General features: G+C 50.1%; 8 protein-coding genes. 7 read left to right on the top strand and 1 reads right to left on the bottom strand.

Going from position 1 to position 13053, the window contains the following annotated elements; all coding sequences use genetic code 11:
• Positions 1-88: 88 nt before the first annotated feature.
• The 3 genes from murA (at position 89) to DRJ53_RS15080 (ending at position 5728) form a co-directional block, all read left to right on the top strand.
• Positions 89-1402: a UDP-N-acetylglucosamine 1-carboxyvinyltransferase gene (murA, locus tag DRJ53_RS15090; RefSeq protein ID WP_114236487.1), complete on the top strand. Its 1314-nt coding sequence runs from the start codon at positions 89-91 to the stop codon at positions 1400-1402.
• A gap of 651 nt (positions 1403-2053) precedes the next feature.
• Positions 2054-2926 (top strand): aldose 1-epimerase family protein, encoded by an 873-nt coding sequence (locus DRJ53_RS15085; RefSeq protein ID WP_114236486.1) that lies wholly within the window; start codon positions 2054-2056, stop codon positions 2924-2926.
• Between the two features lie 333 nt (positions 2927-3259).
• The gene (locus tag DRJ53_RS15080; protein ID WP_123893597.1) at positions 3260-5728 is read left to right on the top strand and encodes a TonB-dependent receptor domain-containing protein; all 2469 of its coding nucleotides are present in this window, start codon (positions 3260-3262) and stop codon (positions 5726-5728) included.
• An 85-nt stretch (positions 5729-5813) separates the two neighbouring features.
• Here DRJ53_RS15080 and DRJ53_RS15075 read toward each other — a convergent pair whose 3' ends face one another.
• Positions 5814-6665, bottom strand: a complete 852-nt coding sequence (locus DRJ53_RS15075; protein WP_114236484.1) for a helix-turn-helix domain-containing protein — start codon at positions 6663-6665, stop codon at positions 5814-5816.
• A gap of 240 nt (positions 6666-6905) precedes the next feature.
• On the opposite strand from DRJ53_RS15075, the gene gmk reads away from it, so the two are divergent.
• From gmk to tatC, 4 genes are all read left to right on the top strand, one after another.
• Positions 6906-7487, top strand: coding sequence for a guanylate kinase (gene gmk / locus DRJ53_RS15070; RefSeq protein WP_114236483.1), 582 nt, complete (start codon positions 6906-6908; stop codon positions 7485-7487).
• 195 nt (positions 7488-7682) lie between these two features.
• Positions 7683-8942 carry a hemolysin family protein gene (locus DRJ53_RS15065; RefSeq protein ID WP_114236482.1) on the top strand — a complete coding sequence of 420 codons (1260 nt, stop codon included), beginning with the start codon at positions 7683-7685 and terminating at the stop codon, positions 8940-8942.
• 304 nt (positions 8943-9246) lie between these two features.
• Positions 9247-11847 carry a zinc-dependent metalloprotease gene (locus DRJ53_RS15055; RefSeq protein ID WP_206609800.1) on the top strand — a complete coding sequence of 867 codons (2601 nt, stop codon included), beginning with the start codon at positions 9247-9249 and terminating at the stop codon, positions 11845-11847.
• Positions 11848-12088: 241 nt separating this feature from the next.
• On the top strand, positions 12089-12943 hold the full coding sequence (gene tatC / locus DRJ53_RS15050; RefSeq protein WP_114236480.1) for a twin-arginine translocase subunit TatC: 855 nt from the start codon (positions 12089-12091) through the stop codon (positions 12941-12943).
• Positions 12944-13053 lie beyond the last annotated feature (110 nt).

Below are 13053 nucleotides of genomic sequence, written 5' to 3'. Positions count from 1 at the left end.
CCTGCCCCACCGGCAGCGGGCTGGCGGACACAAAAGGCGTACATTCCGGCTGCAACACGTTTTAGTAGTTACTTAATCAATCTATCAAATGGCACAGTTCGAAGTAATTGGCGGTAAAAAACTGAAAGGCGAAATTGTTCCGCAGGGTGCAAAAAACGAGGCGCTGCAAATATTGAGTGCAGTGTTGCTGACCGCCGAAAAGGTGACCATTGGCAACATCCCCGACATTGTGGATGTAAACCTGCTGATAGAACTGCTGGAGGATATGAACGTGCAGGTGGAGCGCCACGACCGGCAAACGGCCACATTCCAGGCCAATGATGTAAACGTGGCCTACCTGCAAACCGATGCGTTCAAGAAAAAAGCCGGCCGCCTGCGCGGCTCGGTAATGCTGGCCGGACCCATGCTGGCGCGTTTTAAAACAGCCCTCATCCCCAGGCCCGGTGGCGATAAAATTGGCCGCCGCCGGATGGACACACATATTTTAAGCTTTGAAAAACTCGGTGCAAAATTCAACTACCATTCCGGCGATGGATTTTTTCACCTGGAAGCACCAGCGCTGAAAGGCACTTTTATGTTGCTGGATGAGCCATCGGTTACCGGCACAGCCAACGTGGTAATGGCGGCAGTTTTGGCCGAAGGCACTACCACTATTTACAACGCTGCCTGTGAGCCTTACCTGCAGCAGTTGTGCAAAATGCTCAACCGCATGGGTGCCAACATCAGCGGCATTGGCTCAAATATGCTGATCATTGAAGGCGTGGAAAGCTTGGGCGGCACCGACCACCAGATGCTGCCCGATATGATCGAGATCGGCTCGTTCATTGGCCTGGCAGCCATGACGCAAAGCGAGGTTACGATCAAAAATGTAAGCCTGCCCAACCTGGGCATCATTCCCGAGAAGTTTCAGCAACTGGGCATCCAGATGAATTTTGTTGGCGATGATATTCACATTCCCGCACAGGATATGTACGAGATACAGTCTTTCCTCGATGGCGGCACCCTCACTATTTACGACCATCCCTGGCCAGGCTTTACCCCCGACCTCCTGAGCATTGTGCTGGTGGTGGCTACGCAGGCAAAAGGCTCGGTGCTTATTCATCAAAAGATGTTTGAAAGCCGCTTGTTTTTTGTAGACAAACTCATTGAAATGGGCGCCAACATTATCCTGTGCGATCCGCACCGTGCCGCGGTGATCGGGCTGGAACGGAAGCACCAGTTGCGTGGCATCAATATGACCTCGCCAGACATTCGTGCCGGCGTATCGCTGCTGATTGCGGCCCTGAGTGCAGAAGGCAAAAGCACCATCCAAAACATCGACCAGATTGACCGCGGCTATCAATACATCGACAAACGCCTGCAGGCGCTGGGCGCCCAGATTGAACGGGTAAGCAGGGGGTAGAAATATCGAACGGACGAACAAGGAACAGACGAACAGAGGAAGTTGAGAAAAGAATATCGAACAAGGAACAAGGAATGTTGAATAGAGAATGGAGGAGAGAATTAGAATTAAGAATTTTGAGGTATAAATAGTGACTGTCCGAGCGGTTGCAGTAGAAAGATCTTTACTAGCATTTTGTAGCATTTTGCTGTAAAACCAGCATCGGTCTTCATGCAAAAATGTGGGCATAGCCCACACCCGTTGGTAGCACAGCATTGATAGGAGAAATCTTTTGGGCGTAGCCCAAACCCGTCCACCGCCTTCCTTTTTTACAAAATATTTCCACGGTTCACAGGGTTGATCTACGATCAACACAAATAACGGGAATTAGCAAAAGCCATTTTGCTACCAACAGGTTTGGGCTACGCCCAACCTCTAACGCTGGGTAAAATGTCGAACAGAAGGACAAGGAACAGATGAATGTTGAAGTGCGGTGCAACTTTGCTTCCAATAATAAATAATCCAATAATGAATAATGTTTAATTATTGGCTGTTCCATTCATTATTCCTTGTTCTTTATTCGACATTGTCTGCCCAACTTCATCTGTTCGTCCGTTCCTTGTTCATCTGTTCGACATTCCCTTTGGTGTGGTTTTTTCTTTTCTTCGCGGTATGTTCACCATCGAAAACAACGACCTCCTGGTTACACTGCAGGCAAAGGGCGCCGAGCTGACCCGCATTTTTCATAAAGGCAATGGGCTGGAATACCTGTGGGATGCCGACCCCAATGTATGGGGCAAGCATTCGCCGGTGCTTTTTCCAATTGTTGGGGCACTGAAGGATGGAAAGTACCGCCACATGGGCACCGAGTATGCGCTGCCGCGCCACGGTTTTGCCCGCGACCGCGATTTTGTGGTGGAGGAACAATCGCCGTCCAGCATCCGCTTTTTGCTGGAAAGCAGCGAGCAAACAGCCGAAGTTTATCCATTTGCCTTTCACTTTTTTATAACCTACACCCTATCGCACAACAGGGTTTCTGTGCAGTATGAAGTAGAGAATCCGCATCTTTCCGAATCAATGCTGTTTTCGGTGGGCGGGCACCCGGCATTTAAGCTGCCACTGGAGCCACACCTGAGCTACGAAGATTACCATCTTTATTTCAACGAAGCCGAAACGGCAGGCCGTTGGCCAATTTCCGCCGAAGGATTGATTGACACCCAACCCCACGATCTGCTGCGAAACACCAACGAATTGCCCCTTTCAAAAGCGCTTTTTGCGCATGATGCTATTGTATTGAAAGGCTTAAAATCAGACAGCGTGCAACTGAAATGCAACAACTCATCCCATGGGTTGCGGTTTCATTTCGGCGGGTTTCCATACCTCGGTTTATGGGCAGCACCCGGTGCTGATTTTTTGTGCATCGAACCCTGGTGCGGCATTGCCGACAGCACCATACACAACGGCGACCTGGAGGAAAAAGAAGGCATCATTAAATTACCCGCAGGTGAAACCTTTTCAGCAACCTGGTCGGTGGAGTGCTTTTGAGTAATTTGAAAATGTGGGAATTTGAACATTTGAAAATGAACAGCCAGTGAAGTGCTTGTTGGGCAATAATTGAGAGGCAAATGCCTATTTAAATAATGCAGAGAAAATAACATAACAGGCAATTCCTTTTTTCAAAATGAAAAGCAACTAAACACGCAAGACACACCCATTTTCAAATTCCCACATTTTCAAATTAACTCTCTGTAATTTTCCGACACGATAATTTTCGTACTAAACGCCGCTTTTGCCCGCTTATGTACCCGCGGCTCCGCTGCCTCTAGTTGCGCTGTGCCCGCTTTGGCTTTATCGCCAGCTTTGGCAAAACAGCCTGAAATGAAAGCCTTTACCCTTTGCGCCATGCTCCTGTTTGCAACAGTAGCCACGGTGGCACAAAACAATACCAAAGCCTTAAACATCACCATTTTTACCGAAGGCAAAACCCCGGTAGAAGCCGCAACCGTTGAACTGCTGCGTGCAAAAGATTCGGCCTTGTTGAAAACTGCACTAAGCGACAAAACCGGTGCGGCAGGTTGGGAATCGGTAGCCGCGGGTACCTACATGCTGCGCGTAAGCGCGGTTAATTTCAGCACCTATTTTTCCGCCCCGTTTACTACCGATGGCACCATGGCTGTTAGCCTGCCGGCGGTAACGCTGCTGCCGCAAAATGCCACGCAAATGCAAGGCGTAACGGTTACTGCAAAAAAGCCATTCATACAAAAACTCAGCGACCGCATTGTGGTCAACGTGGAAAGCTCCATCATCAGTGCCGGTTCGTCGGCGCTGGATGTGTTGGAGCGGTCGCCGGGTGTAACGGTGGATCAGAACGATGCCATCAGCCTGCGGGGCCGTGCCGGGGTCATCATTATGATTGATGGCAAACCCACACCCATGACCGGCGCCGACCTGGCCACTTACCTGCGCGGGCTGCCCAGCAATGCCATTGAACGCATCGACATCATCACCAACCCATCGGCGCGGTACGAAGCAGCGGGCAACTCCGGCATCATCGACATCCGCATGAAAAAAGACCAGCGCATGGGCGCCAATGGTACCCTTACCGCAGGCTACGGGCAGGGCGTTTACCCCAAAACAAATGCCGGCGCCACTTATAATTACCGCAACAAAAAGGTGAACATTTTTGGCAACTACAATTACAATTACCGCGAGTTGCTGAACCACCTGTTCATCAACCGAAACTTTTACGATAAAGGCGTGTTTAAAGGATCGGACGATAAAGACAATTATGCGGCGTTCAACATCAATGCACATGCGGTTCGTGCTGGCGTCGATTTTTTTCCTTCTAAAAAAACAATCGTAGGATTTGTGGTCAACAGCAACTTCAGCACATTTGCCCGCAAGGCCGAGATTAAAACCGTTGTGAACGACCTGCAATACAATCCCAATTTTTCCTTTGTATCGCTGGGTACCGACGACAACAAGTCGGACAATACTATTGCCAATATAAACTTCAAACACAGCTTCGACAGCACCGGCCGCGAAATCAGTGCCGACGTGGATTACGGCGTGTACAACAACCATTCGCTAACCCGCACGGCCAGCTCGTTTTACAACCTCAATGGCACGCCCAAACGCGACGATGACATACTGGATGGCGACCAGACCGGCAAGCTTATTTTGCGCACCGGCAAAGTAGATTATGTAAACCCGATCAAGGGCGGAGCAAAGCTGGAAGCAGGCGCCAAATGGAGCCTGGTGTCATCGGACAACGATGCGAAATTTTACAACGTATTTCCATCGGGGTCAATAAATGACGACACCAAAACAAACCGGTTTTACTACAAAGAATACAACAACGCAGGCTATTTAAATGTGAGCAAGGAATATAAAAAATTCAACATGCAGGTGGGCCTGCGTGGCGAGCAAACAATGGTGCGAACCCGCCAGCAAAAAGGTGCACAGGCTTTTAAAAACGATTATTTTAAATTGTTTCCCAGTGCGTTTTTCAATTATAAATTAAAAGAAGACCAAACACTTGGTGTATCGGTTAGCCGCCGCATCGACCGGCCGGGATATTCACAACTTAACCCGTTTTTGTTCCAGATAGATGCGACCATTTACTCCACCGGTGCACCCAACCTGCGGCCGCAAATGACCTGGAGCTACGAAGCCAGCTACACCGTAAAGCAACTGAATTTTACACTGGGCTACAGCCGCACTACCGACCCGCAAAACATTGTGTTGTCGAAGATTTTGGATGTGATCCCAACCTTTGAAATTAAGCCGGGACAGGATTCAAATATTACGGTGCAGATTCCCGTTAACCTGCAGTCATCGGATTATTTCGGGCTTACTGCCACCACGCCCATCCGCATCAGCAAGTGGTGGAACATGGTGAACAACCTGAATGTTTTTTACAATCATTTCAACGGCAACCTGGGTGGTGCGCAGTTGAACAACGGTGCACCGGCAGCCAACATCCGGACCACCAACAATTTTACTTTTAAAAAGGGCTGGCAGGCCGAACTGAATGCTAACTACAACAGCGGCGGTCGCTACGGATACATGGTGGCCCGCGGCCAGTGGGCGCTGGCAGCAGGCGTGCAAAAATCAGTGCTGGAAGGCAAAGGCACACTGCGCCTGAATGTGTCGGATATTTTCTGGACCAACAGGCCACGGGCCAAAGTGGTGTACGAAGGCAGCTATGTAGAAAACTGGCATGCGTTCCGCGAAAGCCGCGTGGCCAACATCAGCTTTACGTACCGGTTTGGCAACAGCAAAGTGCAGGCTGCACGCCGCCGCACCACTGCTTCGGAAGAAGAAGCAAGAAGGGCAGGAAACTAGGAAGATGATAGATAACAGATGAAAGAAAGACCACATTAAATTATTCCTTGCCATCTGTTGTCTATCATCAATCATCCACCATCCATCATCTCTCCTCCATCCCCTGCAGCAGTTTCAAATGAGGCTGCTGCAGTTGTATGTGCTGGTGGGTTAAAAAGCCGGTGAGGTGTTTATAAAAATGGCTGTAATCGTAGTAGCCAAACTGGCGCCAGCTGAAATCTGTATTGCCGTTTACCAGCTGCTCCACAGCTTTGCGGATGCGCAGCAGTTGCAGCGCCTGTTTGCTGCTGGTGCCGGTTGCCCGTTCAAAGTAGCGCTGCAGGGTTCGGGAAGAGATCTGGTGCTGTGCTGCCAGTTCCTCGATGGGCATATCAAAATTGTTGGTGCGGCTGCATTGCTCCAATACCGAAGTAACTACTGACACGGCCTGCAATGTGCCGCTGTGCTGCTCGATGATGTGCTGATAATAGGCCGCAATGATGCGCACCCGCTGCACAAAATTGGATGCCGCTTTTATTTCTTCCACCACCCTACGATCGATGAGGTAAGCCAGTGGGAAAATGTACTCGCGGTATTCGCGGAAGTTGATCTTTTTTTGAAACAGCACCGGCGACACTTTGAACTTGATGCCAAACAGCCGGTTGCCCGGTGTGTGGTGGCAGATCATGGCTTTATTGCGGGGCAAAAAACCATCGCCTTTTACCGGGTAATGGTCATCCTCCAACTGCATTACGAAGGGCGTACCGAGGTTGATGAGATAAGTATAACCAATGTTGGGAAAGAGCGCATCGGAAAAGCCATCAGGATATTGGTGCCACATCGTATCGAAGTCGGTTTCCCAGAAAAAATCAATGAATTGCGCCAGCACGCCCTCCGCATATTTGCGGTGGTAACGGTGCTCGAAATGCGCGGTATGGAAAAACTCGACGTGCTGCATGGAAATGGTGAATGGTCGGTGGTGAATAGTAAACAGGCGAGAAACAGTCAGCTTACGTTGTTGTTGTGCAGGCTAAATAACAACATTATACATAATCCTGGTTGCCGTCCATCAAGAAGGGCAAACCGCTAACTTTGTCCGCTAAAAGAGTGGATTGACGATTGACGATTGACGATTGACGATTGACGATTGACGATTGACGATTGACGATTGACGATTGACATTTTACATTACACGATCATGACCATCAACAACCAGCAAAAGATCATTATACTGACCGCGCCATCGGGTGCCGGCAAAACCAGCATTACCCGCCGCCTGCTGGCGCAACACCCCGATAAGCTTGCCTTTTCTATTTCGGCAGCTACCCGCAAACCGCGTGGCACCGAAAAAGACGGCACCGATTATTACTTCATGAGCGTGGAGGAGTTTACCAATAAAATTCAGCATGAAGAGTTTATTGAATGGGAAATGGTGTATGAAGGCAAATATTACGGCACACTGAAAAGCGAACTGCAGCGCATTTGGAATGCCGGCAAAGTACCCCTGCTGGATATTGATGTAAAAGGCGCCATTCATGTGCAGCAGCAGTTTCCGGAAACTACCTGCTCCTTTTTTATTGAGCCGCCCAGCATCGAAGAGCTGCAGCGCCGCCTGCATTCCCGGGGCACCGAAACCGCCGATTCGCTGGAAGCCCGCATCAATAAAGCGGCCTATGAGCTTTCGTTTAAACATTCCTTCCACCACGTTATTGTAAACAAACATTTAGAAAAAGCCGCCGCCGAAACCGAGCAGCTGGTGCTTGCGTTTTTAAAAGCCTAAAGAATATCGAACAAGGAACAAGGAATATCGAATGTCGAAGTGAAATCGATGATGACCTACAATAATCAATAATCTAATAATCAGTAATTATTGGATTATTGGCTGTTCCACTTCTGCGATTCATCATTCCTTGTTCCTTGTTCGATATTCTTCCCCGCCTTCTTCTGTTCATCTGTTCTTGTCTATCTTTAAGCTATGATCGTTGTTCCTACGCTAGTTTGGTTTGTGGTCACCATCCTGATGATGGGATTTTTTGCGGGCATAGAAATGGCTTTTTACAGCGCCAACCGGTTCAACATTGAGTTAAAGAAAAAACAGGGCAAGCCCGGCGCCAGCCTACTGGCCAGCCTGTTTGAGCACCCCGAAGTATTTGTGGCCACTACCGTTATTGGCTACACTATTTTCCTCGTTTGCTTTTCGCTGATGTTTTCGATGGTAATGGCGCCGCTGTGGACTTACCTGGGCCTCACCGAGCAGCGGCAGTACACCATTTTTGCCGACATCATCATTGCCACACTTATCGTACTCATCTTTGCCGAATTCATTCCCCGCGCATTTTTCCGGGCACGGGCCAATTTGATCCTGTCGCGGATTGTGTGGGTCATCAACTTTTTTTACAACCTGCTGCAGCCACTGGCTGGGCTGTTCATCACCATTTCCAACTGGGTGCTGAAATACGTTTTTAACGTACGCATCAACCAAAACAAAAATGCCTTTTCGCGGATTGATGTGGAAACGCTTTTTCAGCAATCCGACGAAGGTGAATTTGAGCCGCAGGAACTAAACACCGACCTGTTTGAAAATGCACTGGAGTTGCCCCGCATCCGCATCCGCCAGTGCCTGGTGCCGCGTAAAGAAATCATCGGCATCGAAAGCACCTGCTCGGTAGCGGAGGCCACGCAAAAATTCATTGATACAAAACTGAGCAAGCTGCTGGTGTACGAGCAAAACATCGACAACATTGTGGGTTATATTCACCAGCTCGACCTGTTTAAAAAACCCGCGGCCATCAGCGAAATATTGCTGCCCATTCCTGCTGTTCCATCCAGCATGAGCGCCACCGATCTTATTAACAAGTTTACCCTCGAACGCAAAAGCATTGCCTGGGTGGTAGACGAGTTTGGCGGCACCGCCGGCATTGTTACCATGGAAGACGTGCTGGAAGAGATTTTTGGCGAAATACAGGACGAATACGACAGCGAGGAGTTTGTAGAAAAACGCCTCTCGGAAAACGAATACATTTTCTCCGGCCGCCTGGAGCTGGATTATATTTCAGAAAAATACGGCCTCAATTTCCCCAACAACGAATCGGAAACCCTGTCGGGCTATATCATCAACGACCACGAAACCATTCCGCAGCAAAAAGAACGTATCATCGTGGACGACTACGAATTCGACATCCTCAACGTTAGCGACACCAGGATTGAGATGGTGAAATTGAAGGTGCTGAAGTGAGTGCGAAGTCGGAAGTCAGGAGTCCGAAGACCGAAGACGGGTATGTATGTTGTAAAATACAGGATGTAGACATTTCAAATATTTCAAAAAATCTCCGGAATCCAATCCGGAGTTCTTTTTTGCACCAAACGGAATGGCTTTGGTTCCTGCCCTTCTTCTGACTTCGGTCTTCCGACTTCCAACTCTGAACTCCCAACTCCAAACTTCCATCTCCCGCCTTTACCGACTTTCCTGCCGCTCATCCTTACTTTAACACAGTCCATCCAACCAATTTGCTATTCTTGTAAACAATCTACAACGTAATATGACCCCCAAATCCCTCATGTTGCTTGCCGGCATTTGCATGGCCTCTGCCACCTTTGGGCAGAACAAAGGCAAAAAAGCCACTGCTGCAACACCTCCACCAACTCCGGTTGCTGCCACCGACAGCGCCAAACCCAAAAAACCTGCATCCCCCAGCATCACCGACAAAGTAAAAAGCAGCCGCAAATCTGAAGGCTTGTTTACCATTTACCAGGATACGGCTACCGGCTCGGTTCAGCTGTACGTGAAAAAAGGACAGCTGGGCAACGAGTACATTTACCAGAGCTTTTCCATCAACGGCCCCACGGCCTTGTACCTGAACCAAAGCATGCACCGCAGCAATTTTGTGTTCACGGTAAAAAAATCTTTTGATCGACTGGAGCTGAGCCGCGTCAATACATCGTTTTGGTACGATCCGCAAAACGCGGTGAGCAAAACCAAAGACGTTGATAAGCCCGAGGCCATCATTTTGTCCGAAAAAATTATGGGCGAAGACTCTTCGGGTTACCTCATCAGCGCTGATGGATTGTTCCTCAGCGAAAAGCTGGACCCGGTAAAACCGGTTTCGCCGCCAACGCCGTTTAGCGTAGGCACCTTCAACTTGGGCGGCCTCAACCCCATGAAGTCGCGCTATGCCGCCATCCGCTCGTTCCCCAACAACACCGATGTGGTGGTGGACCTGGCCTACGATAACCCGATGGCCTTTGTATCGGGCGGTGCCGACATTACCGATCCCCGTTATGTGCGGGTACGCATGCAGCACTCATTTTTGGAGCTGCCGCAAAACGAATTTACCCCCCGCGCCGACGACCCTCGTATTGGTTATTTCAACCAAACCGTTACCGACCAGACCAGCATCAAGGCCGTGCCCTTTAAAGACATGATCCACCGCTGGCTCCTGAAGAAAAAAGACCCGTCTGCCGCCGTTAGCGAACCGGTGGAGCCCATTGTGTTTTGGATTGAAAACACTACGCCGGTGGAGTACCGCCAGGTAATTGCCGACGCAGGCCATAAATGGAATGCCGCATTTGAAAAAGCCGGTTTTAAAAATGCCGTGCAAATGAAGCTGATGCCCGACACCGCCACCTGGGATCCTGCCGATGTGCGGTACAACGTAATCCGTTGGGTGTCTTCTGCCAACCCATCTTATGGTGCCATCGGGCCCTCGTTTGTAAACCCCAAAACAGGCCAGATTCTGGGTGCCGACATTACTGTAGAGTGGTACAGCGGCAGCGCTACCCCCATCATGGCCGAACTGCTGGCCAACGAAAAGCCGCAAACTGCCGGGCAATTGCATTTTCCTGGAATGGACATGCAGCACCATACGCATTGCACACTGGCATCAGAGCTGAAGGCCCAACTGGTTACCGGCTCTACCACGCTGGAAGCCATGAATGCTGATGTAAAAGAACTGGGTGAAATGCACCAGCAGTTTCTTATCTACCTCATCATGCACGAAATGGGACACACGCTGGGCCTCAACCACAACATGAAAGCAAGCCAGATGTGGTCGCCAAAAGAAATCAACAACAAAGAACTGACCCGTAAATACGGCCTCATCGGTTCGGTAATGGATTACCCCGCCATCAACGTTGCAGCCGACCGCAGCAAGCAGGGCGATTATTACACCACCGTTGCCGGCCCTTACGACGACTGGGCTATTGAATACGGCTACACCGAGTTCAAAGCCGGCGCCGAAACGGAAGGTTTGAAAAAAATCCTTTCCCGCAGCACCGATCCCAAACTGGCCTTTGGCAACGACGGCGACGACATGCGTTCGCCCGGTAAAGCCATCGACCCGCGGGTGAACGTAAACGACCTCACCTCCGATGCAATGGGCTATGCCGAGGAGCGCTTCAAACTCCTGAATGCACTGATGCCCAAGCTGGTAGCCAAATACAGCAAACCTGGCCAAAGCTACCAGGAGCTGCGTGCCCGCTACAGCTCGCTGCAAAGCCAGCGCATGAGCATGATCTCGGCCATCAGCCGCTACGTGGGTGGTGTGTATGTCGATCGTTCTTTCCCCGACCAGCAATCTAGCACCAAGCCATTTACGCCAGTGCCGCTGGCGCAGCAAAAGCGTGCCGTTAGCCTGCTCAACAAATACGTGTTTGCACCCAATGCCTTTGCTGCCGATGCACCCGTATTTGCTTACCTGCAGATGCAGCGCCGTGGCTTTAGCCAACCCAACAACGGTGAGGACTTCAAGATCACTTCGGTAATGCTGAGCCAGCAGCTGAATGGCGCCCTGGCCCACATCATGCACCCCGCTACCTTGCAGCGCATCACCAACAGCCGCATGTATGGCAACCAATACAGCGTGGCCGATATGATGGGCGATGTAACCACGGGTGTTTTTGCAGCCGACCTGAAAACAAACGTAAACGTGTACCGCCAAAACCTGCAAACGGCTTATGTAAAAGGCCTGTCGCAAATGGTGGAAGACAAGATGCAGTACGATGAAATTTCAAAAGCCGCTGCCCTGCACACTTTGAAGAAGATCAAAACCCAGTTGGCTGGCGCCGTTTCTTCTAACGAAGAAAGCCGTGCCCACCGCGAAAACCTGGTGTTCCTCATCAACAAGGCACTGGAAGTAAAATAACCGGCACTGCCAGTTTACAATAGCACTTACAAAGCCCCGTTTTGCGGGGCTTTGTTTTTGTTTTTGGATAGCCGGCTGCAGTAGTTCTGCTCATCGCCTGTTGCGTCGCACACTGCATCGTCCCCAACTTTAAGCGGCAATGGGGCACATCATTTTTCCAAAACGGCTACTTTCCTTACTTTCCCCCAATTGCTGCGTTCTCAACTATATCTTTGCCCGACTTTTTACGTAGATTATCCCGATGGCTTTAAAACTGTTTAATAGAAATGCTGCCAACCAACGGGCAGAGATGTCGTTTGTGGATCACCTGGAGGTGCTGCGTGGCCACCTGTTCCGGTCGGTGCTGGCCATTGTGGCGGGCGCCATCATTGTAGGGGTGTACAACAAGTTTGTGATTCGCAACATCCTGATGGGCCCTACGCACAGCGATTTTCCAACCTACCGCCTCATGTGCCGTGTAAGCCATGCACTGGGCCTGGGCCAAAGCATGTGCATCTCCGATTTTAGCGTGCCCATGCAAAACACGGCAGTGGGCGGGCAGCTATCCATGTTCTTTTCGGTGGTACTTATTGGTGGCCTCATTCTTTCGTTTCCCTATATTTTTTACGAGTTCTGGAAGTTTGTAAAACCCGCCCTTACCGAGAAAGAATTGGGCAAAACCCGTGGCGTGATCTTTTGGGTTTCCTTTCTGTTTTTCGTGGGTGTGGGCTTTGGCTACTTCGTAGTGTCGCCATACACCATACATTTTTTCGCCACCTTCCAGGTCGATGAAGGCATTGAAAACCGCTGGACCATCGGCTCCTACCTCGATACCATGACGCCCCTGATCCTGGGCAGCGGCCTGGCGTTCCAGTTGCCGCTGGTGATGTTTTTCCTGGCCAAAGTGGGCATCGTAACGGCTACTTTCCTAAAACAGTCACGCAAGTATGCGCTGGTGATTGTGCTGATTGTTGCGGGCATCATCACTCCCGGCCCCGACGTGATCAGCCAGATGACGGTGGCCCTGCCCCTGCTGGTGCTGTACGAAGTAAGCATCATCCTCTGTCGCCGCGTGGAAAAAGAACAAGCTGCGGATGAAGTGAAGGAGTGGAGTTAGGAGTGGGGAGTTCTGAGTTGATAGTTGATAGTTGATAGTTGATAGAAAAACAAGAGATATTATTAAAGCCCGCTGCGCTGCAGCGGGCTTTTTATTGCAGTACATTTTGC

It is taken from the genome of Paracnuella aquatica (assembly GCF_003332885.2).
Classification (GTDB): domain Bacteria; phylum Bacteroidota; class Bacteroidia; order Chitinophagales; family Chitinophagaceae; genus Flavisolibacter; species Flavisolibacter aquaticus.
This window is presented reverse-complemented; position numbering and strand designations above follow the sequence as displayed.

What these genes read in the sequence shown, in the direction of transcription:
- DRJ53_RS15085 (WP_114236486.1), top strand. Translation starts at nt 2,054, where the DNA reads ATGTTCACCATCGAAAACAACGACCTCCTGGTTACACTGCAGGCAAAG.
- murA (WP_114236487.1), top strand. Translation starts at nt 89, where the DNA reads ATGGCACAGTTCGAAGTAATTGGCGGTAAAAAACTGAAAGGCGAAATT.
- gmk (WP_114236483.1), top strand. Translation starts at nt 6,906, where the DNA reads ATGACCATCAACAACCAGCAAAAGATCATTATACTGACCGCGCCATCG.
- DRJ53_RS15075 (WP_114236484.1), bottom strand. Translation starts at nt 6,665, where the DNA reads ATGCAGCACGTCGAGTTTTTCCATACCGCGCATTTCGAGCACCGTTAC.
- DRJ53_RS15065 (WP_114236482.1), top strand. Translation starts at nt 7,683, where the DNA reads ATGATCGTTGTTCCTACGCTAGTTTGGTTTGTGGTCACCATCCTGATG.
- DRJ53_RS15080 (WP_123893597.1), top strand. Translation starts at nt 3,260, where the DNA reads ATGAAAGCCTTTACCCTTTGCGCCATGCTCCTGTTTGCAACAGTAGCC.
- tatC (WP_114236480.1), top strand. Translation starts at nt 12,089, where the DNA reads ATGGCTTTAAAACTGTTTAATAGAAATGCTGCCAACCAACGGGCAGAG.
- DRJ53_RS15055 (WP_206609800.1), top strand. Translation starts at nt 9,247, where the DNA reads ATGACCCCCAAATCCCTCATGTTGCTTGCCGGCATTTGCATGGCCTCT.